The organism is Nonomuraea maheshkhaliensis, from assembly GCF_039529435.1.
GTDB classification, from domain to species: Bacteria; Actinomycetota; Actinomycetes; order Streptosporangiales; family Streptosporangiaceae; genus Nonomuraea; species Nonomuraea maheshkhaliensis.
In genome coordinates this window covers 1-20107 of sequence record NZ_BAAAMU010000001.1, presented here as the reverse complement: position 1 = coordinate 20107, position 20107 = coordinate 1, and the positions used below count along the sequence as shown (strand labels likewise).

Annotated in this window: 22 protein-coding genes and 1 pseudogene; 11 read left to right on the top strand and 12 right to left on the bottom strand. The window is 69.9% G+C overall.

Annotated features, from left to right (window positions below; all coding sequences use genetic code 11):
• The first annotated feature begins 39 nt into the window (after positions 1-39).
• Complete coding sequence (locus tag ABFX54_RS00110) at positions 40-189, top strand: hypothetical protein (RefSeq protein ID WP_346100768.1); 150 nt, start codon at positions 40-42, stop codon at positions 187-189.
• Positions 190-475: 286 nt separating this feature from the next.
• On the opposite strand, the gene ABFX54_RS00105 is transcribed toward ABFX54_RS00110, so the two are convergent.
• From ABFX54_RS00105 to ABFX54_RS00080, 6 genes are read right to left on the bottom strand one after another with little or no spacing between them, the layout of a single operon-like run.
• Positions 476-1183: a vWA domain-containing protein gene (locus tag ABFX54_RS00105; RefSeq protein ID WP_346100767.1), complete on the bottom strand. Its 708-nt coding sequence runs from the start codon at positions 1181-1183 to the stop codon at positions 476-478.
• Positions 1180-2133, bottom strand: coding sequence for a protein kinase domain-containing protein (locus ABFX54_RS00100; RefSeq protein WP_346100766.1), 954 nt, complete (start codon positions 2131-2133; stop codon positions 1180-1182). The genes ABFX54_RS00105 and ABFX54_RS00100 overlap by 4 nt, the downstream gene beginning before the upstream one ends.
• A complete protein-coding gene (locus ABFX54_RS00095) occupies positions 2130-3269 on the bottom strand; it encodes a hypothetical protein (protein WP_346100765.1) in 1140 nt (379 codons plus the stop codon). The genes ABFX54_RS00100 and ABFX54_RS00095 overlap by 4 nt, the downstream gene beginning before the upstream one ends.
• Entirely contained in the window at positions 3266-4234 is a 969-nt protein-coding gene (locus ABFX54_RS00090) for a hypothetical protein (RefSeq protein ID WP_346100764.1), read from the bottom strand. The genes ABFX54_RS00095 and ABFX54_RS00090 overlap by 4 nt, the downstream gene beginning before the upstream one ends.
• Position 4235: 1 nt before the next feature.
• Positions 4236-6566, bottom strand: a complete 2331-nt coding sequence (locus ABFX54_RS00085; protein ID WP_346100763.1) for a hypothetical protein — start codon at positions 6564-6566, stop codon at positions 4236-4238.
• A gap of 19 nt (positions 6567-6585) precedes the next feature.
• Positions 6586-7800, bottom strand: coding sequence for an AfsR/SARP family transcriptional regulator (locus ABFX54_RS00080; RefSeq protein ID WP_346100762.1), 1215 nt, complete (start codon positions 7798-7800; stop codon positions 6586-6588).
• Between the two features lie 176 nt (positions 7801-7976).
• Between ABFX54_RS00080 and ABFX54_RS00075 the strand changes: the two genes are divergently transcribed.
• Positions 7977-8192 carry a DUF397 domain-containing protein gene (locus ABFX54_RS00075; protein WP_346100761.1) on the top strand — a complete coding sequence of 72 codons (216 nt, stop codon included), beginning with the start codon at positions 7977-7979 and terminating at the stop codon, positions 8190-8192.
• Positions 8193-8306: 114 nt separating this feature from the next.
• Here the strand turns inward: ABFX54_RS00075 and ABFX54_RS00070 are convergent, their stop codons facing one another.
• Complete coding sequence (locus tag ABFX54_RS00070; RefSeq protein ID WP_346100760.1) at positions 8307-9188, bottom strand: helix-turn-helix domain-containing protein; 882 nt, start codon at positions 9186-9188, stop codon at positions 8307-8309.
• 1206 nt (positions 9189-10394) lie between these two features.
• On the opposite strand from ABFX54_RS00070, the gene ABFX54_RS00065 reads away from it, so the two are divergent.
• The 4 genes from ABFX54_RS00065 to ABFX54_RS00050 all read left to right on the top strand — a co-directional run bounded on the left by ABFX54_RS00065 (position 10395) and on the right by ABFX54_RS00050 (position 12745).
• On the top strand, positions 10395-11129 hold the full coding sequence (locus ABFX54_RS00065) for an SEL1-like repeat protein (RefSeq protein WP_346100759.1): 735 nt from the start codon (positions 10395-10397) through the stop codon (positions 11127-11129).
• A gap of 147 nt (positions 11130-11276) precedes the next feature.
• Entirely contained in the window at positions 11277-11723 is a 447-nt protein-coding gene (locus tag ABFX54_RS00060) for a hypothetical protein (protein ID WP_346100758.1), read from the top strand.
• A 39-nt stretch (positions 11724-11762) separates the two neighbouring features.
• Complete coding sequence (locus ABFX54_RS00055) at positions 11763-12356, top strand: GNAT family N-acetyltransferase (protein ID WP_346100757.1); 594 nt, start codon at positions 11763-11765, stop codon at positions 12354-12356.
• A gap of 86 nt (positions 12357-12442) precedes the next feature.
• Positions 12443-12745 carry a hypothetical protein gene (locus ABFX54_RS00050; RefSeq protein WP_346100756.1) on the top strand — a complete coding sequence of 101 codons (303 nt, stop codon included), beginning with the start codon at positions 12443-12445 and terminating at the stop codon, positions 12743-12745.
• Between the two features lie 447 nt (positions 12746-13192).
• Here ABFX54_RS00050 and ABFX54_RS00045 read toward each other — a convergent pair whose 3' ends face one another.
• The gene (locus ABFX54_RS00045; protein ID WP_346100755.1) at positions 13193-13828 is read right to left on the bottom strand and encodes a hypothetical protein; all 636 of its coding nucleotides are present in this window, start codon (positions 13826-13828) and stop codon (positions 13193-13195) included.
• A gap of 187 nt (positions 13829-14015) precedes the next feature.
• Between ABFX54_RS00045 and ABFX54_RS00040 the strand changes: the two genes are divergently transcribed.
• Positions 14016-15218 (top strand): sensor histidine kinase, encoded by a 1203-nt coding sequence (locus ABFX54_RS00040; protein ID WP_346100754.1) that lies wholly within the window; start codon positions 14016-14018, stop codon positions 15216-15218.
• The gene (locus ABFX54_RS00035) at positions 15215-15820 is read left to right on the top strand and encodes a response regulator transcription factor (RefSeq protein ID WP_346100753.1); all 606 of its coding nucleotides are present in this window, start codon (positions 15215-15217) and stop codon (positions 15818-15820) included. The genes ABFX54_RS00040 and ABFX54_RS00035 overlap by 4 nt, the downstream gene beginning before the upstream one ends.
• Before the next feature lie 73 nt (positions 15821-15893).
• On the opposite strand, the gene ABFX54_RS00030 is transcribed toward ABFX54_RS00035, so the two are convergent.
• The 3 genes from ABFX54_RS00030 to ABFX54_RS00020 all read right to left on the bottom strand — a co-directional run bounded on the left by ABFX54_RS00030 (position 15894) and on the right by ABFX54_RS00020 (position 17700).
• Positions 15894-16124 carry a hypothetical protein gene (locus tag ABFX54_RS00030; protein ID WP_346100752.1) on the bottom strand — a complete coding sequence of 77 codons (231 nt, stop codon included), beginning with the start codon at positions 16122-16124 and terminating at the stop codon, positions 15894-15896.
• A 378-nt stretch (positions 16125-16502) separates the two neighbouring features.
• Positions 16503-16697 carry an SMI1/KNR4 family protein gene (locus tag ABFX54_RS00025; RefSeq protein ID WP_346100751.1) on the bottom strand — a complete coding sequence of 65 codons (195 nt, stop codon included), beginning with the start codon at positions 16695-16697 and terminating at the stop codon, positions 16503-16505.
• Positions 16698-16866: 169 nt separating this feature from the next.
• The gene (locus ABFX54_RS00020; protein ID WP_346100750.1) at positions 16867-17700 is read right to left on the bottom strand and encodes an SDR family NAD(P)-dependent oxidoreductase; all 834 of its coding nucleotides are present in this window, start codon (positions 17698-17700) and stop codon (positions 16867-16869) included.
• 114 nt (positions 17701-17814) lie between these two features.
• Here ABFX54_RS00020 and ABFX54_RS00015 point away from each other — a divergent pair, with 114 nt between their 5' ends.
• From ABFX54_RS00015 to ABFX54_RS00010, 3 genes and pseudogenes are all read left to right on the top strand, one after another.
• On the top strand, positions 17815-18717 hold the full coding sequence (locus ABFX54_RS00015; RefSeq protein ID WP_346100749.1) for a LysR family transcriptional regulator: 903 nt from the start codon (positions 17815-17817) through the stop codon (positions 18715-18717).
• A 40-nt stretch (positions 18718-18757) separates the two neighbouring features.
• Positions 18758-19054: pseudogene (locus ABFX54_RS56800) on the top strand (NmrA family NAD(P)-binding protein); the annotation flags it as partial.
• Positions 19055-19064: 10 nt separating this feature from the next.
• Positions 19065-19631, top strand: coding sequence for an NmrA family NAD(P)-binding protein (locus tag ABFX54_RS00010; protein WP_346101061.1), 567 nt, complete (start codon positions 19065-19067; stop codon positions 19629-19631).
• Positions 19632-19700: 69 nt separating this feature from the next.
• On the opposite strand, the gene ABFX54_RS00005 is transcribed toward ABFX54_RS00010, so the two are convergent.
• The gene (locus tag ABFX54_RS00005; protein WP_346100748.1) at positions 19701-19913 is read right to left on the bottom strand and encodes a hypothetical protein; all 213 of its coding nucleotides are present in this window, start codon (positions 19911-19913) and stop codon (positions 19701-19703) included.
• Between the last annotated feature and the right edge of the window lie 194 nt (positions 19914-20107).

Genomic DNA, 20107 nt, shown 5'->3' with positions numbered 1-20107 from the left:
ATCGAGGGGCTCTTCGACGCGGCCGCGACGAGGATCACCATGACGTACAGCAGGAAGACCACCCCCACGACCACGATCGCCAGCAGGCAGCCCGTGGCGCCGAACTGCGGCGACGCGGCCGGAGGCGGCGGAGCGGGCCACGGCACGGGCGGCGGAGCACCGGGCCGCGGCGGCGGGTGGAAGGCGTGACGGGGCACAGGCGGCGGGTGGACGGAGTGATGGGGAGCGGGCGACGGCGCGTGCACCGTCGCCCACGGCACCGGTCCCCTCCCAGGCCCTCCCCCGGGTCCTCCCGATCCCCACCCCGACCCCGACCCCGGTCCAGGCCCCGGCCCCCGTGGCGGCGGGGCGAAGAAGAGGTCGGGCCGGGGAGTCACGACAGGCGCGCGACGCGTGTCGCAGCCCAGGCAGGCGGCGTCGCCGGACGCGTTCCACACGTCACACAGCGCGCACCGCCAGTTCGGCCCGGGAACGGTCACAGGCTGTTCGCGATCGTGTCGATGATCTCGTCCAGCTCCAGTTCCTCCAGCCCCTGCCCGGCGGTGGAGGGGAAGTGCAGCGTCATGTTCCACTCCTCGGTGATGTCGCTCCACGGGTAGACGTCGGGCGCGAAGATGACGAGGCGCTTGGCCGAGTTCTCCATGACGGCCGTCCGGCTCCCGGAGTAACCCCACTGCTCGAACAGGCCGTCCATGTCCTGGGGCAGGTGCTGCGGATAGGTGTGCGCGGAGACGGCCTGCGCGGAGCGCAGCGGATGCGCCGACGCGTCGGTGAACATCACGATGACGTGCCGGCGCCGGTCGAGCCCCCGCTCCCAGGGGGAGTCGATGGCCAGGGCCAGCGCCTCCAGGCCCGATTCCGGCTCGTCGCCGCCTCCGGTCGCGCGCAGCCGCCGGACGAACCCGTCGAAGTCGTCCGCCTGCTCGGGGAAGACCAGGAAGCCGGTCTCCTCGATGGCGTCCTCGGCGAAGTCGCCGAAGTCGCGGAACGCGATGACCTTGAGCCGGAGCCGGCTGATCTCCTTGCCCTTGGCGCCCATCACCTGGCTCAACCGCTCGTGGAAGGTCAGGGCGCTCTTCTTGACCGTGTCCAGGACCGGAGCCATGCTCTCGGTCACGTCGATGCAGAGCACGATGTCCACCGCGTACCGCAGGTTCCCCTGGTACTCGCCGACGGAGGTCATGGCTGGTTCTCCTCTGTTCGCATGCTGATTCGCACTCGTGAGCCCGGCGACGTGACGTACCGGGAGCGCAGTTCGCAGACCGCGGGGTCCCTGAGCGTCCGCATGAACGCCGCCGTGCCCGGCCGGGCGCCGGGCGACCTGGCCGTCATCGCGGCCAGGAGCCGTTTCATGGGCTCGCACAACCGGTCGTCGAGCCGCAGCGCCGTCCCGGCGTTCACCGCGTCGGCCGGTGAGCCGAACCGGTCGCCGAACCCCGGCAGCGCGCCGGTCAGGTAGTGATGGGCGAGCAGGCCGAGGGCGAAGACGTCGGCCGCGGTGGTCAGCTCCTCCGGCCGTACGTCCTCGTCCCCCTGCACGTAGCGGCGCCACTCGGGAGCCCCGTAGACCAGGTCCCCCGCGATGTCCTCGCGTGCCGGGGGACGGCCGGACGCGTAGGCGTCGTCGAAGTCGATGAGCTTGGCCGTGTGGAAGGCGCCCTGCCGGCGCTTGACGATCAGCACGTTGCCGGGCTTCAGGTCGCCGTGCACCAGGTCGATGCCGTGCAGCAGGCCCAGGCTGAGCGCCAGCGTACGCAGCAGCACCGCCTTCTCCGCGGCCGTGAGCGAGCCGGGCCGCGGCGTGCCGACCGCGTCGATCCGCTCCGTGACCTTGTAGTACGAGGCGCCGTGGTGGAAGAAGTCGCAGGCCAGGACCAGGTTTCCGGCGCCGGCCGCGTCGTGCCGCAGCCGGCTCATGACCGCCCGGTGGCGCCGTTCGAACTCCTCGCAGGCCCGCATCCGCAGCCGCACACTCGCCGCGGACCCGCTCTTGGGCCGTTTCGGGTCCAGGAACCGCTTGATGAAGTACGGCCGCCCGTCGCGTTCGGCGAAGGCCCACACGCATCTCCCGCCGCCGCTGTTCGTCGGCGCGCTGACGATGCGGTAACCCCTGATGACCTCGCCCGCCCTCATCCCGGCCCCACCGGCATGAGCCGCTCGTAGTCCGGCCGGTAGTCCTCCCACGTACGCGCCCGCCACTCCCTGGCCACGGCGTCCCCGGCCGGCGGGCGGACAAGCGGATAGCGCCCCTCCATCTCCAGCGAGCGCGGGGCGAAGCTCTCCCTGAGCTCCGCGAACCCCGCGTAGCCCAGGGCCGCGAGGCTCAGCGAGGCGTCGTCGGCCGTGTACCCCGACACCTGCTTGGCCAGCCGCTCCGCCCACTCCCGCTCGTCCGCCGCCGCCCGCATCGTGCTGAGCAGGTGACACTCGAAATGGGCGGGCGTCTCGACGTAGCCGAAGAAGCCGTCGGTCGCGCACACCAGGACACACGGCAGCGGCAGCAGCAGCACGTGCTCCTCGATGGTGAACTCCTGGTCGGCGCAGATCACGTTCGTCATCGGCGGGTCCTGCACCAGTTGCTGAAGACAGTCGGTTTCGTCCGTGTGGTCCCTGGTCAGCGCCTGCAGCCCGCCGCCGCGGCTCAGCGCGTACGCCCGTGAGTCGCCCGCCCAGAGGACCCGGCACTCGGCCTGCTCCCCGCCGAGCCGGTAGTGCGCGGCGGCCATGGTCGTGGGCAGCCACCTGCGCATCCGGCTCACGATCTTGCCGCGTGGCGGCGCCGGCACGTCCGCCAGCACCTCCACCAGCCGCGCCCGCAACGACTCCGTCTCCCGCACCGTCTCCCGCGCCACCCCATCGGCGGCCGTCTTCCGCGCCACCCCATCGGTGGCCGTCTCCCTGGCCTCCCCGTCCGCGAACGCCGTCCGCGCCGCCCTGTCCATGAACGCCGTCCGTGCGGCGCCGTCCATGAACCAGGACAGCACGCCGGACCTGACCAGCCGCGCCCCCACCCAGGCCCCGCTGCGCCGCGTACCGTCACGAAGTTCGCACGCCGCCCCCGCGCCCGACCCACCCAAACCGTCGAAAACGCCCACGATCCCCTCGGCCGCCGCGAAGCGGTGGGCGAAAAGCGGCTCGGCGTCCTCGCCCCGCCCGTCGCGCCGTTCCGTCCACACCCCTACGGCCATGACCCCTTCGTCGCGGTAGTGCCAGATCGTGCCCTCGCCCGGGGAGCCGACGGCGACGCCCCTGACCCTGACCTCCGTCACCTGTCCGGATCCTCGATCTTCGTCGGCCGCAGGCCGCGGACCCGGCTGGTGCGCCGGCCGTCGCCGTCGGAACCGCGGGACTCGTCCTCCAGGGCCGGCGCCGGCGCGAGCGTGCCGCGCAGCCGGGTCGAGCGGATCCCGCCGAACGGCGACGAGGAGCCCCCGTTCATGCGGTCGCGCAGGGCGCGCTCGGCCTGCAGCGACTCCCACGGCTCCCGGTCCGCCTCCGAGTGCTTGAGCACGGCCTGCCAGGCGGCCAGCAGTTCCTGACGTTCCTCACGCTCGGCGTTCGCGATCATGTCGTACGCCGCCCGCGGGCCCTCGCGCTCCATGATCTCGGCGATCAGCCCCTCCGCGCCGTCCCTGCGCAACATGCGCAGATGGCGCTCCCTGCGCATCTCCATGAGCCGGGTGTCACGCTCGATCTCCCGGTACGCCCGCCCGCTCGCCACGATCTCGTTGCCGTCGACCACCACCTCGACGGTGACGTTGCGGAGCCGGAGCGCGGCGTCGCCGCTGAAGGTGCGCATCGACTCGGTCAGCGCGTCCTCGGCCTGGTGCAGCTCGCCGATGTCGAAGCTCCGCGAGACCCGGCGGAGCATCCGCTGAATCGGCAGATACAGGGCGCCGCTGACGTCCATGATGCCGCGGTGCACGATCTCCGCGGGATCGGCGACCCGGCAGTTGAGCCGCACCAGGCTCGGGAAGCCGAACGCGGGATCCCTGCTGAGCAGCGGCATGCTCAGCACCAGCCGGTGCTCGGTCACGTCCACCTCGTAGACCTGCCGGTACGTGCCGTACCAGGCGTCGGGGACGGACTCGCCGTGCCGGATCGTCAGCAGGTCGCCCTTGCGCGGAGCCAGGACCATCGCCGTCCCCGGTGCGGGCGGACGCAGGGGCATGCGGGGCAGGAGCAGCGACAGGGTGGTGCTCTTCGTGATCGGGTTGTAGGTGTACAGCTCCACGTCAGGTCCTTCCGTTCGCGTACGAGGAACGGCCCAGCTCGGCGAGCAGCCGCGCGGCCGGATGATCACGACGCCCGGCGGCCCTGGCCCAGTCGTCGAGGTGGTGGTGCAGCCGCTCCCGGTGCCGGCCCGAGCGGGCGGCCACGGCGAGCACGATGTCGCGGACACCGCGGTAGGCGGCCCCGTCGCGGTCCGCGTGCACGTCCACGTATTCGCGCAGCGTCTCCAGAGCCGGCTGCTGCGCCGGCCTGCGGTCGAGGGCACGGGCCCACAGTTCGATCAGCTGCGACCGGTGCTCCTCCGCGCCGGCCAGCAGCAGCGGCAGCGACTGATGGCCCTGTCCTGACGCCTCTCCCGCCGGCTGTGCGGCCGATCGGGCGGCCGATCGGGCCGCCGGCTGGGCGACCGGCTGGGCGACCGGCTGGGCGGCCACGAAAACGAAGGCCGCCAGCGCCTTCGTCACCATCGGCGACGCGTCCCGCGGCTGCGACCACTCGACCAGCGCCGCCAGCACCTCGGCCACCCTCCCGCGCTCCATCAGGCCGGACAAAGCGTGACCGACCGGCAGGAGCGTGCCCCAGTCGTCGCGGTCCAGCAGCACGCGCAACGCCTTGACCGCACGTCGCGGCTGAGCCGCACCCAGCCCGCCGCCGAGCACCGCGGCCGCCGTCAGCCCCTGCCTGCGCTGCTCGGCCGTGTCCCCCTCCGCCACCCAGGCTTCGAGCAGCAGCCACACGGCTTCGGCCAGGTCGGGGTGCCCGCCGACGACGTCGAGCGCCGTGGCCGCGCTCTGGCGCACCACGACGGAGCCGTGCCTGGCCCACGGCCGCAGGAACCGGTGCAGCGCATGGTCGTAGTCGCTCCAGGCGATCACTCCCGCGGCCACCGACGTGCGCGCCCGTACGCCGATGTCCGGATGGGCGACCAGCCGGCGGATCCAGGCGAGGAACGCCGAGCGCTGCCCGTCCAGATAGGTCCAGGCGTACCCGAGCACCGCCTGCCGGACGAGCGGATTGAGATAACGGACCCGCGGCGCCACGTCGCCTGGCCCGCCCGACCCCACCGAGACGTCGATCCACGGGTGGTCGGAGCCGATCCGCTCCCGGAAGCGCAGGTCGGGCGGCGCCTCCGCGGCCGGCGTGAGCAGATCGTAGAGCTGCGCGGCAGCGTCCGAGACCGTCAGGTACGTGGCGTCCTCCAGCGTCGCGGCGGCCAGCGCGAAGCACATGGCCTCGGGCGTACGATGACGGCTGAACCAGTCATGCACCCGGCCCGTCGGATCGCGCAACTCCTTGACCTTGGCCGCCAGGTCCGCCCGCTCGCGGATCACGGTGGCCAGGTGCAGCGCGGTGCGGGGGCGGGTGTCCTCGCGCAGGAGTTCGAGCGCGCCCGCCTCGATGAGGCGCAGCCGCAGGTCGGCCGACTCCTCGGGGGTCGGCTCGCGGTCGTGGACGCGGCGTTCGATGAGACGTACGAGATCGAGCCCGCCCAGCGTGGTCAGCACCTGCCCAGAACGCTCGGCCTCCATCAGCGCCCCGCGCGGCGGGCCCGTCACCAGGACCAGGTAGCTCGCGTGCTCGTTCAGGCAGGCGGTCAGGTCGTCGATCCACCGCTCGTCGATCAGATGGGGGGTCAGGCCGGGCGTGGCGTCGTCGAGGACGAGGAGGTAGCCGCTGTTCCGCTCGGGCGGCCGCCACTGCGCGTCCCGCAGCGCCGACGCGTCCAGCACTTCGTGACACCCACCGCCTTTCACCGCCTGCCCTGCCTCCTGCGCTCTTACGGCCTGCTCCCTTACCGCCTGGTCCCTTACCGCCTGCGCTCTTACGGCCTGCTCCCTTACGGCCTTGACCAGCAGGTTCACCCCTGTGGCCTTCCGCCCGCCGGGCGGGAGAGCCAGGATCAGCAGCCGGCGCTCGACCAGAATCCGCAGCGCCTCGTCGAAGCGCGGCAGCGGAAGATGCCCCTCGGTCCAGTGGGCCAGCCGCCGCTCGCTGATCCGCGCCGTCGGCTGCCCGGTGCGGCGTGCGCCGTCGCCGAGGTTCATCCCACCGCCGAAGCTGACCGCGTCGTTGAACAGCGCCACCGTGCCGATCCGCATGCCGAACGGGTCGGCGTTCAGCCGTTCCATGACACTGGCCGCGATCGCGGCGGCCCTCGCCGCCTCCGCGCGTTCGGCCTCGTCCTCGCTCTCGCCCTTGCGGTGGAGTGCCCGGAGGGCGTCCTCCTCACTGAGCGGTTTGTCATCCTTGTCCTGTCGGGCCTGGGGCGGCTGCTCCGCCTCCGCCTTATCGCCCGCCTCCTCGATCGGAGGGTCCTCGACTGACTGGCTCATGTTCCGGCCTCCGCGGCATTCAGGAGATGGTGAAGTCGCCCGAGAAGTGCACGGGCGCGTGGTAGACGCTGGCGTTCTTGATCGTGTCGGCGACGATCGACGGCGAGCCGTCCTTCGCCCGCGACAGCCGCCTGACCAGGCGCTCAACGCCTTCCAGGAAGGCGCGGTCGCTGCCGAGGCGGGCGACGAGCACCCGCTCCAGGGTCGCGAGCGCCGTCGGGTCGACGGGGTCGGCCTCGACGCGGGCCAGCGCGCCCGTCGCGGCCGCGTCCCCGGCGAAGCGGACGCGGACCATTTCCAGGAGCTGGACGGAGTGGCGATCCCAGGACGCCTCGGCCCAGGACACGCCGTCCTTCACCGTCCGCTCTTCGGGGTGCGCCGTTCCCCCGTCTCTCACGGCCTCGGCGACGAGGTGGGCGGCGTCTTTTCCGAGCTCCGCGACTGATCTCATGTTCGCTCCAGAGGAATCGATGGCGGTGGAATCGGCTGGTGGTTCGAGCCTGGGGTCCTGCTCGAGAATCCGCTGCCGCAGGTCCCTGATCCGTACGCCGGGGTCGGTCCCCAGCTCGTGCCCCAGCCTGCGCCGCAGCTCGTCGCAGGCGGCCAGGGCGTCCGACGACCGGCCGACGCGATGCAGCGCCAGCATCAGCAGCCGGGTCGCCTCCTCGTCCAGCGGACGTCTCTCCACGAGGTCCTGGATCTCGGGCACCACCTGGGTGTGGCGTCCGAGCCGCAGCTCGGCCTCCATGCACTCGACGACCGCGGCGCGATGCTCCTCCAGCAGCCTGGTGCGCGCGTTGGCCGCGCCAGGGCCCGGCAGCCCGCTGAGCGGCTCACCGGGTCGCAGGCCGTCGCCGCCCCACTGCCTCAGGCCGTCCCGCAGCAGCTCCACGGCACGCGCGTCGTCCTTGTGCAGCAATGGCCGCGCCGCGCCGACGAGGTCGTGGAAACGATGCACGTCGACCTGGTCCCGCTCGGCCACCACCAGGTAGCCGGTCGTGTGGGTGGGCAGGACGAGCGTCCCCTTGGGCGTGCGGCCGAGCCGGCCGCGCAGGTCACTGGCGTACTGCGACAGGACAGGGCGGGCGCTGCTGATCGGCTTCTCGCCCCAGATCTTGTCGATGGCCTGCTCGATCGTGACCGGCTTGCCCTCGGCGAGCAGCAGCAGGGCCAGCAACAGCCGCTGCTGCCGCTCCCCGAGCTGAACCGGCCGGTCGTCCCGGAATGCCTGCATCCCATTGAGCAGTTGATATCTCACGGCCACTTCCTCCACTCGGGAATTGTCATGAAAGACCTATGAAGGACCTATGACGGGCCCTACATCAGCCCGCTCATCCGGTCTCTGACTCGCTATTCGATCCTTAATTCCAGAGGGACGCACAAAGCATCCCCCAGAAAAAGGAGAACGAAATGAACGAGGCCAGGCGGAATGAGTCGACGGGCGCCGGGTGGCGCAAGGCCACCTTCAGCGACCACGGCGGCGGCTGCGTCGAGGTCGCCTTCGGCGAGAACTGGGTCGGGCTCCGCGACTCGAAGAATCCGACGGGGCCGACGCTCAACTTCAGCAACTCGGAGTGGGACGCGTTCCTCTCCGGCGTGTACGCCGGGGAGTTCGACCTGACGTAACAGGCGATCGCCCCCAGGGGAGACGCCGCGGTACGCGGCCCGCGGCGCCTCCCCCGGCCCCGGGGCCGGCGCAGGAGTGCCGGGCCCCGAGGCCGCGAGGGCGCGCATGGCGGGTCATCGGGCCATGTCACGAATATCGGCGCTCAGTTTCGCGAGAAATTGCCGCGCCGCGTCGTCGTAAATAGCCATCGCGGCCAGCACGGACCATTGCCGATGGTACGTGGCAATGTCATCGGCATCGCGAACGGTCAACCTCATGTGCGTAACCTCGACTTCCACGAAACTGTCACCCGCGCTGCCGTCACTTTCGTAGAGCGTGAATCCGTTCGAAGGGCAGACCAGCGCCTCACCGTCCTGCGGGATCAGCCCGATGCGGACGTTCTCCAGCGTGCTCAGCGAGGCGACCCGGTCCAGTTGGGCCAGCAGAAGACGCGGCGTTCCCGGCCGCAGCCGCAACGCCGCCTCCGTGATCAGGAACTCGAAGGTGCGGCTCTCGTCGTACAGCGCGAGCTGCCGTTGCAGCCGCGCCGCGACCACCATGGGCAGGTCGCCCTCGGAGTAGGGCGGGTCGAAGAGCGAGAAGACGCGGCGGGCGTACTCCGCGGTCTGCAGCAGCCCGGGAACGATCGTCGGCTGGTACACCCGCACGACGTGCGCCTGGTCCTCCTGCTCGCGGATCTCGTCCTGCAGATGCGTCTGCCGCTGCAGAGCCTCCCGCCAGGTGTGCATCTCGGTGAAGGCCGCCTGGGTGAGGTCGGCGAGGAACTCCCGCGTCGGCGTCGGCGCCTCCACCGCCTCACCCCACGCCGTCACCTCCGGCAACGACGGGACCACGCTGCCGGACTCGATCCGCGACACCTTGGACTGGCTGATGCCGATGCGGTGAGCGAGATCCCGCCCGGAGATGCCGGCGAGGTCCCGCAGCCGCCGCAACTCACCGGCCAGCCGCTGGCGCTTGGTACGACCCCTCCCCCCCTCACCTGCGAGGTCTTCCATCTGTCCCCGATCCTGTGCGACTCGGTCAAGTGCCGAGTCAGTTTGAACTGTTTTGATGCGGAGTGTAGGCACTGAAGCATGATTAGTGGCTGCTGTTCAAGTAGTCATAATGGTTCGGCATAGATCCGATCCCCATACTCGCAGTTCATCCACCTACACCTCCTAAAGCACCGACTTATCCTGATTCAGCACGATTCATCCGCACTTCCCCCCTTAACCCCTCCGCGCCCTCCAGCACACCCTCACCCGCCACCCCAGGACGCCCGCCGACGCCCACTGAGGCCCACCGACGCCCTCGCGAGCCACAGGCGAGCCGGCCACCCTCCACCACACGAGCGAAGGCACCCTCTCCCGACCTGCTGTCCCCGCGCAACGTCGGCTGCGAGCAGAAGCACCCCCTTCCGCCCACCTGACTCACGTGGCTGGTGAGCACTGCGGAGAGGGCTGCGGTCACCGATCCTGCGGCAGCGGCGAGTCACAAGTCCACCACCCCTCGCAACTCCGGACGATCCCGGACCGAATGCCCCTAAGCCCCTCGACCAACCCACCCAACGCCCCCAGTCCAACCCCATCCGACATCCTCATCCACCCGCACGATCACGTCCCCTCCACAGGCCGCTGATCTGCGCGCTGACCGAACCCGTCCAACTCCCCCGCCCGAACCCGTCCGACCTGCCGCGTCCGGCTTCGTCCGACCTCATCCGACCCTCTCCGCCAGCCCTTTACATCCCCACCGATCACCCCTGGCGCCCCTGCTCATCAACCTTGTCCACGCCGCCCACCACGCACCCAAGACCGCCCTTTGCCCCCCACCCGCCACCATGCCCAACCCCAGCCCCGATCCCGACTGCCGCCCACCCAGAACAAGATCCCCAATCCTGAGTGGCGACTCAGTCGTCACCGATCTGAAATGAGGCTGAATATGCGATCTGCACCAGATTGACCGCCAGATGATGCCAATATGACCACCGTCACACACCGATCTCGAAGATCACTCATTTCCGGCTTGGGGCGATGGCTGAACAACCTCGCGACTTGGCACTGTGCACGCTGGTCGACCAGTTGAATGAGCTGGTCACACTGGCGGGATCCCCTTCCCTGTCCGACCTGCGAAAATTTTCGCGAAACAGCAGCAGGGAACTGGCAGAAAGCACCACGCACGACATTTTGGCCGGTAAACGCAAGCGAGCACCAGAATGGCCCTGGGTGTTCTCTTTCGTCACCGCCTGCCGAACCGCCGCCGAGCAGACCGGCCTGGACATCCAACCCCTGAACGACGTGAAGGCCTGGCACGACCTGTGGCGCGCGGCCCGAGACAACCACCCCACCCGCCCGACTCCTCCACTCACCGACGAGCAGGAGGAGAAGAAGAGGAAGAAGGAGGAGGACAAGGAGGAGACACCACCCTCACCCTCACCATCGAGGGAGTACCTCCTCCGGGTCTTCGGCCGAAGCGGCATCCGCGTACTGTTCGCCAGCAACCCCCGCAACGCCCAGGACTGCATGCGCCTGGCCGTCATCGCCCTGCTCCGCGACTGGCCGGAAGACGCCCGCCCGTGGCTGAGCCGCGCCGAAGAGGCCGGCCACCCTCAGGCCACCGAGCTGCTCAACCGCCCTCACCACCGGCAACTGGCCGCCCAACTCGCCTATCAGTACGGCCAGGACTTCCAACGGCAGCGCCCCGGCCATCTGAGCATGGCGATGTTCTTCTACCGCCTGGCGGGCGACAGCGGCCATGTGGAGGCCGCGTACCAGCTCGGCTGCGCCCACCGCAGCAGAGGCGAGCCCTGGGTGGCGGCCGGCTGGTTCCGCCGCGCCGCCCTGGACGGCCACCCCGCCGCCATCGCCGAGTTCACCGGAGCCTCTGACGAGCTGACCGGCAGCGGAGAGCAGCCGGCCGAGGACTCGCCACCCATGCCCTCAGGCCCGCCAACGCCTTGACGCCACGATCATCGGTCCCCCAAGGCACAGGGAAACGCTCGGCCGTAACTCTTCAGTGAGACGGCCTACAACCGGACTGCCTGCCTAACTGCTTGCCTATCTGCCCGGTCCTGGAACCAGCCCACGAATCCCACCATCTCACTACCCATGGGGTCATTTGCACGAGCGAGCGCGTGGCTGGCCCTGTTCGTCGCCGGCCTGCCCGCGCTGGGCGTGGCCGCCGTGATCATCGCGGTGCGGGGGCGGTCGTGGATGATGTTCTCGGCGACGTACGTGCTGCTGTTCGGGCTGGCCTACCTCGCGGGCCTGATCCTGCTCGCCCTGCTGCGCTTCTGTCCAAACTGGCTGCGCGCGCTGGTGGCGGGGGTGCTCGTGTACGCGATCGCGTCGGTCACGCCGCTGGTCAGCCCGATGGTCCGCTATCCGTACCACGTGATCAGATGCGGCGGTCTGCCCATCGTCGCCTCCCGCTTCGCCGCCGCCATGAGTTACACCGTCCCCGGGGACGAGGACTACACGGTGACACCGCTCCACGACGTGTTCTTCTGCGAGGAGAAGGAGGCCAAAGCCGCCCGCTATCACCACTACGACTGACCTGCTGGAAAAGCGCTGCCCCGCGATATCGTTCCGTCCGTGACAGAAAGCGATGAATTCAAGCCTGCCACGGAATCCGGCGAAATCCTGGAGCGCTCTTTCCGAGTCATCCTGCGCCGTCTCACCAGCCACGACCAGGACGAGTTCATCAAAGGGGTCCGGGCCGGCAACGGCCTCAACCTGCCCGCGACCCCGGAAGCGTTCCAGACGTTCCTCGCCCGCTTCGACGAGGGCCGATCCGCCGACGGCCTGCTGATCTGCCTGCGCGACACCGGCGCCATCGCCGGCAATGTCAACATCAACAGCATCATCCGCGGACGCTTCCAGAACGGCTCACTGGGCTACGCCGCCTTCCCGCCCTATGCCAATCGCGGATACATGACAGAAGGCCTCGGCCTGGTATTGCGCCATGCGTTCCGCACATTACGGCTGCACCGCCTGGAAGCACAGATCAGCCCCGACAACCACGCCTCCATCAAATTGGTGCAACGCCACGGCTTCCGCAACGAGGGCTACTCCCCTGATCTCCTGTTCATCAACGGCGCCTGGCGCGGCCACGACCGCTGGGCCCTCACCAACGACATGCACGGCATAGTCCCCGACACTCCCCACCCAACACTCCCTGCCCACTGAGCCACCACCTGGACAGCCCTTCAATCCGCCCGGACCATGGAAACATGAAACTCCGGGCCCACCCCATAGTGCGCGGGTGCGCCGCAGTGTCAGGGCTGATCTTGATATCGCTCGCGCAATCATGGATGAGCACCGCCCTCGACGCGCCGATCACCCTTCTGCACTTGGACCCGCTGTTCAACGCGGCACCGTCCGGCCTGGCCGCGGGCGCTGTCGTGACGGTGCCGCTACTGGCGATCGGCACCGTCATCATGATTCGAGCCCCCTGGCTGGGCGTCACTTGCACCCCCACCACGGTCAAGGTGCACAAACTGCTGTGGACCCGCTGCTCCTCACCGTGTCTTCCCGAACAAGCAGCCTCCGGCGGGAGCACTCCGGCTCCGGGATGATCGCTAAGGCTACGTTCGTTGGCGATGTCCGTAGATGGCTGAGGTGAAGCCTGATCATCCCGCCCGCCATCGACCCGGGACAAGCCGAGCAGACCAGGGCCACGGGGCCAAGGTCGTTCGTCCAGTGGGGCGCTCCACCTTGACCCCGTGACCCTGGCCCGCTTCCCCTTCGGGCGGGTCGACGGCAGACGGGATGATCAGGGCGGGGGTGTGCGCGTCGCGCGAAAGTGCCGAGGTGGCGGGCGTGATCGTCGTGCCATTAGCGTGCCATTCAGGGCGGTCAGCAGCGGTCAATCACGTTCACTCGCGGATTGTCCTCCGCCCAGGTGGCGGTCCTCGCTCCGCTCGGGCTGCCCCGCCGTTGCGCGCCTCTGGCGCGCGAAGGCGCAGAGTACGTCTGCGCCCCGGAGCAACCAAAGCGGCTGTCCCGCCGTTCCCGACCCCGCCCTACCACCTGAAGATCAACTCTGCGGCGATCACGACGTCGATGACGCCGCACCATTCGGCGAAGGACCGGGCCACCACCTTGTCCCGCCGGAGGTGGACGAAGTCCCAGACGCCATGGAAGAACCAGCCGGCCGCCACCAGGTAACGGCCCAGATCCGGATGCACGGCCAGCCCGATCAGCCCGAGCGCACCGAAGGCGAGCATCCCCAGCGCCTGCACCCGGAACGTCCCGGACCGGAACACATGCCCGTCCACGACGCTCCAGAGCAGGACGGTCAGCGCGACGGCGGAGAACACGGCGGCCGGTTCGATCACGTCCAGCCCGCGCAGCGCGACGACGCCGGCCAGCCCGACCACGAGCAGCGGCCACGTCGCCCGGCGCGCTTCCAGCTTGGCGACCACCAGGTACAGCAACGGCAGGAGCACGAGGATCGACGCGAACGACGCCACCGCCTCGTCCGACTCGGTGCCGCCGAAGGTCACCGCGGACAGTACCAGCGCCAGCGCCGTGGGCCAGCGGTCGAGCAGCCGGCGGACCCGGTGCCGGCGTCCATGGGGCACGCTCGCCATGGAGGCCTCCTGGTGGGGTGATGGGGTGACGAATGACGGATCGGGGTGCGCGGGCGGGCCGTCCATGCGGTTCCTCCCTACGGGGGCCGGGTATCTACCGCGCTCAGCCTGGCCGCTGGAGGCAGCGGCCAGTAGTGCCGAAACCGCAGGCGTGCGCGTGGCTTTGTCACTCGATCTCGTGACAACTGTCATGAATTGACCGCGGCGGAAATCGCGACCGGCCCGCGGCGCGGCGTGCTGTCACAATGACTGCGTGCGCGACCACGGGACCGACGGCGGGACGGCGGCACTCCGGAGCTTCCGCCGCTACACCTGGTGGAGCCTCACCGGCAGCACCGCGTTCTTCTTGGTCGCCGTGGCCGGCACGGGGCTCCTGGCCTCCGGTGTACCGGTCTGGGCCAGAGGTGCGGGCGCCGCCGCGCTGGCCGTGACAGCCGTGTGCTGCGCGGTGCTGCTGCACCGCCGGCTGGCGTTCGACCCCGCCGCCGCACCCGGCGAGAGCCCCGGCCGCCCACTCCTGGCGTGGATGGCCGCGGGTGCCGCCGGTACGGCCACGCTCGGCGGCGTTCTGCTGGCCGTACGGGACGACGCGCTGTGGGCGCTGGCCCCGGCGATGACGGTGTCGGTCGTCGCGACGTTCCTGCCGCGGGCGCGCCGGTGGGCGCTGATCGCCGTGGCGATGGCCGCCGCGGCCGTGCCGGGCGCGGTCGCGGGAGGCGACGACCCGGTGCGCGCGGTGCTGTTCCCGCCGGGACTGGTCGCGTTCAGCGCCTGGGTCACGCTCGGCTCGTTGTGGGCGTGGGACATCGCGGAACGGCTGAACGCGGCGCGGCGCCTCGACGGGGAGCTGGCCGTCACCCGGGAACGGCTGCGGTTCGCCGCCGACCTGCACGACATCCAGGGCCACCATCTCCAGGTGATCGCGCGCAAGAGCGAACTGGCCGCGCGGCTGGCGGCGGCCGACCCGCCCCGCGCGACCGCGGAGATGCTGGAGGTGCAGCGGCTCGCCACCAACGCGCTCTCGGACACGCGGGCCGTCGTGCAGGGCTACCGCCGTACGACGCTGGAGGCGGAGCTGGCCAACGCGGGCCGGGTGCTCGCCGCGGCCGACATCCGGGTCCAGATGAACGTCGAGCCCGCCGCGGCCACCGGGCCGCTCCCCGACGCCTGCCGGCACCTGCTCGGGCTGGTCGTGCGTGAGGCCACCACCAACGTGCTGCGCCACAGCCGGGCGCGCGCCGCCGAGGTCAACTACCGCCTCACCAACGGCCTGGCCCGGTTGCGGGTACGCAACGACGGCGCGACCGGCCCACCCGGCTCGGGGGCGGGCACCGGGCTGCGCACCCTGGCCGACCGGCTGCGGGCCGCCGGAGGCGAGCTGACCTGGGAGCACGAACACGAAAGCTTCGTCGTGGCCGCCTGCCTGCCGGTCGACGCGAGCGCGGAGGCGCGATGATCCGGCTGCTGATCGCCGACGACGAGGACCTGCTGCGCAGCGCCCTGGCCGCGCTGCTGGCGCTGGAACCCGACCTCACCGTGGTGGCCGAGGCCACCACGTCCACCGACGCGGTACGGCTGGCCCGCGAGCACCGCCCCGACATCGCCGTGCTCGACCTGGAGATGCCGCCGGCCGACGGGTTGGACGCCGCCGCACGGATCATGGCCGCGCTGCCCGGTGTCCGTATCGTGCTGGTCACCCGGCACGCGCGGCCGGGAGTGCTGCGCCGCGCCCTGGCGGCCGGCGTCAGCGGGTTCGTGCCCAAGACCACGCCGGCGTCCCGGCTCGCCGAGATCGTCCGCGATGTCGCCGCGGGCCGGCGGTACATCGACACCGACATCGCCGCATCCGCCCTGACGGAAGGCCCCTGCCCGCTCACCGACCGGGAACTCGACGTGCTGCGTGCCTGCCGTACAGGGGCGTCGGTCGGCGAGATCGCCGCCCAGGTGCACCTTGCGCCCGGCACGGTGCGCAACTACCTGTCGGCGGCCATGGCCAAACTGGGCGTCGGCTCCCGTCACGCCGCCGCCCGCCGCGCCTGGGAGGAAGGCTGGATCTGATCCGCGGAACGAGCCGCCACATCGTCATGGCGCTCTGTTGAACGCCTGGCCCGCCGCCCGCCAGATACCGCCGTCATTCGACCGGCAGCTCTGGACGCCCGTTCCGTCCGCTTGGATCCAGACCCACCAGATCCTCATGCAGCCCTACAAGGGTTCGGCCGGTCGGTACCAGATCGTCTCCGGCGACCTCGACCAGAAGCCAGCTTGGGAGCTGCTCCTGGAGCGTCTCCGGCACATCGTCCTCGGCGAGATCCGGCTCATCAAGGCGATACAGCACCCCGAAGACGGTCTCGAAGGCTCCCATCGAACCAACGCGGGGCGGCCGAATCATTCCGGTTCTGACAATCGCTGCCGAGCTATCCTCCAGGGCCTTGGTTCCTGCGCGTCATCGCATTCGGCATCTTCTTCGTCCCAGCCCGTCCCTGAGAGCCACGTCTCCAACCAGTCGGTCAGACTCTCGGCGGCGACGTACCACGCGCTGTGCCAGTCAGCGCAGATGCCGTTCGGCTCGAAGAGCAACACGGGTGCCCTCAGGACTGCGACAGTCCACGGCGGCGTACATGCCGCATCCCCGATCCAGGATCGGCAGGACCTCTGCCGGCCAGGATGCCTCACCGGACCTCCGCGTCGCACGTTCCTCGCGATAGTCGCTTACCGCGGTACGCCCATTGCCTGTGAGCGGCTAGAGGTGATAGTCGGGGCCGAAACCGCCGTTGGCCACTTCACCGTAGAGCCGCGCCAGCACCGGAGGGAGTTTGAAGCCCAGAATGCGCTCCGCATTTTCGACTTCCTCCTCTGTCGCGGGGGGAGACAGCCGTTCCGTGGTCGCGTCTGCCTTCACGAGCACTCGCCGTGAAAGGTCATCGATCCCGGTCATGGAGATGATCCTGCCAGGCCTATCTGATCGAGAACTCCCGTCTTGGGCCGACGGCTTGGGAGGAGGATGGAGTCCAGGCCGGTTCGCAAGCAGGAGCCGCCCTTCGCGATGGGACGCTTTCGCGCACGGAAGCTCAGCTGCTGCTTCCGGTCGAGCCGAGTCGCTTTCGTCAGGCAGGCTCGGGAACGATCCGCTCGCCGAACGCCGCCTTCGTGACCGGTGCCCACTCCCGCCACACACGAAGCCGCTCGGCGTAGATGTCCTCGATCTCGGGAAGTGTGTGCCCGAGGACGATCCGCCGGGGAGGATTCTCGGCGTCGGCGATCGTGAAGATCGCGTCCGCGGTCGCTGCCGGGTCGCCGAGGATCCACTCCTTGTCGGTCGCTTCGTGGACGCCGGCGTAATCGGGGTGACGGTCGGTGGTTCGCATGCTCGTACTGGCGCCGAAATCCGTGGCATAGGGGCCCGGCTCGACCGCGGTCACGTGGACGCCGAACGAGGCGACCTCCTGGGCGAGCGATTCGGACAGGCCCTCCACCGCCCACTTGGAGGCGTGGTATCCGCCGATCCCGGGATAGGCGCGTACGCCGCCCTCGCTCGTGACCTGCATGATCCGGCCGGAACGCTGGGCCCGGAGCACGGGCAGGACCGCCTGGGTGACCCAGACGGTGCCGAAGAAGTTCGTCTCCATCTGGGCGCGCAGCTCGGCCTCGGTGAGTTCCTCGACCATGCCGAAAAGTCCGTAGCCGGCGTTGTTGACGACGACGTCGAGACCTCCGAACCGTTCGACGGCTCGCTCCACGGAGTCGAACACCGCCTTCCGGTCGGTGACGTCGAGTGCCAGCGGCAGGACGGCGTCCCCGAACCGCCGCACGAGCGGTTCCAGTGCGGTGACATCCCGGGCGGTGGCCGCGACCCGGTCACCTCGCTTCAGGGCGGCTTCCGTCCACAGGCGGCCGAAGCCCCGAGAGGCGCCGGTGATGAACCAGATCTTGGACATCATGATCATTCCCTTCCATTCAGCTCTGTGGTTCCAGCATCCCGGCGCTCAAGCCATTCCACAAACGAGTCTTCCGCATATTAGACATGCGGAGTACGCATGGATTAGGTTGCTCGCATGGCGGAGTTCACCGTTCCCGCGCTGCGCGTCGTGCACGCCGTCGTGGGAACCGGATCCTTCACCGCGGCGGCCGACCTCCTCGGATACACCCAGTCCGCGATCTCCCGGCAGGTGGCGGCCGCGGAGGCGGCTGCCGGGATGCCGCTGTTCGTACGTAAGGCTCGTGGGGTGGCGGCCACCCGGGCCGGCGAGGCGGTCGCGCGCCGCGCGGTTGTCGTGCTGGCCGAGCTCGACGCGATGAACCGCGACCTGGCCCTGCTCTCTGACACGCTCGCCGAGCAGGTGAGGCTCGGGGCCTTTCCGACCGCGACCTGGTCGCTCATCCCGCGTACGGTGGCCGCGCTCGCCGGCGAGCACCCCGCGCTGGCCGTGGAGTTGCACGAGGCCTCCAGCCCGGCGCTCCTGCGCCAGGTACGGGCCGGCGGAGTCGACGTCGCCGTGATCGCCGTCGGCCAGGGGCTGCCCGAGTACGACCTGCACGACCTGAGAACCGAGCGCCTGACGGACAGCGGCATGGGCGTCGTCGCCGTACCACTGGGGCACCGCCTGGCCGGACGGTCGCGCGTCACGGTGGACGACGTGGCCGGCGAGCCCTGGATCGTCGGCGCGGGTTTGCGGGGCGATCCGCAGTTCGGCGCGTGGCCGACGTTGCCGCAGCCCCGGATCGCCCACCGGATCCGCGACTGGAACGCCAGACTCGGCTTCGTCGCCGCCGGACTCGGCATCACCACCGTTGCCCGGATCGCCGTTCCCGGCCTGCCCGCCGGGATCGCCATCGTCGAGGTCGACGACCCCGCGTGGTCCGGGCGCACCACCCTGACCGTGACCAGGCCCGAACCGTCGCAAGGACAGCGAGTCGTCGCCGCGGCTCTGCGCGCCGCGGCCACCGGCGATGGATGAGTCCATCGAGTCATGAGGTTTCCGACGGTCGGCGGGCGAGGTGCCGCTTGGAACCTGCGGTAGTCGGACCGAGCGTGACACCAGGCGGCAGCGGGTCGCCACCCGCGGCGCAGAAGTCGTACAGGTCGATCTCGACGACGAGGCCGGCCTACGCACGGCCTTCGACGGCGCCTACGGCGCGTTCGTGGTCACCAACTACCGCGAACAACTCACCGACGACCAGACCGCCACCCGCAGCCGCGCCCAAATGGAACTGGACCAGGCCGCCAACGCGGCACGCGCCGCCAAGGCAGCCGGACTCAAGCACGTAATCTGGTCGACGTTGGAGGACCCGCCCGCACTTCACGATCCTCGGCAGCGAGCCACCCACCATCGGCGACGGCTACAAGGTCCCGCACCTGGACGCCAAGAGCGAGGCGAACGCCTACTTCACCGCCCTGGGCGTACCCACGACATTCCTGGAGACCTCGTTCTTCTACGAGATGTTCATCCACGCCGGCCTGAGCCCGCGCCGCGGCCCGGACGGCGCGGCGACCCTCACCCTGCCGATGGGCGACAGCGTCATGGCCCTGGTCGCCGCCGAGGACATCGGCCGCACGGCCTACGGCATCTTCCAGGCAGGAGCCCGCTTCATCAACCGCACCATCGGCCTGGCCGGCACCCACGCCACCGGCAGGCAGTTGGCCGCCCTCTTCACCAAGGTCCTCGGGGAACCGGTCGCCTACCGCCCCATGACCCACGACCAGCTACGCGCCGCCGGCTTCCCGGACGCCGAAGAGCTGGGAAACATGTTCCAATTCTTCACCGAAGCAGCAGCCACGTTCGTCGGCAACCGCGACCTCAACCTGATCCGCACCCTCAACCCCCGCCTCCAGCCTCTCGAAGACTGGCTGCTCAAGCACCGCGCCCAGTAGCAATCCGCCCTCTGAACCTGAACCGACCCGGGGGTACGGTTGGCCGAGGGCAAAAGCGCACCTCAGCCCTCATGGTTGCTCAGCCTCAGTCACCGGCACCCATATGAGAGAGACGCCTTCCTGTTGCTCCCCTTTGCGATAGATCTCGCGGGCGTCGCGCCCCTTCGCCCACCGCCGGGCATACGGGGCAGTCTCGACCACAACGCCGTCACGCACGACCAGTCCAACGGTGGCGCGGCCAGTGGACCACCAGATGAGCCCATCCTTCAGATCGTCATCCACGACCGGACTGTAGCGACGGCGAACGACAATCTCGGGCAAGGATCGTTCTGTACACCCGCGCGCGCCCTCACCAGACGCGATGCCACCACCTACCACGCATTCACGCATTTCCAAGATCCAGTAGACCTCTTGAGCATCTGGTCGCGTCCGAGGTGCGGTGTAAAAGTGAACGAGCGTAGGTTGCCGTGCTGAAC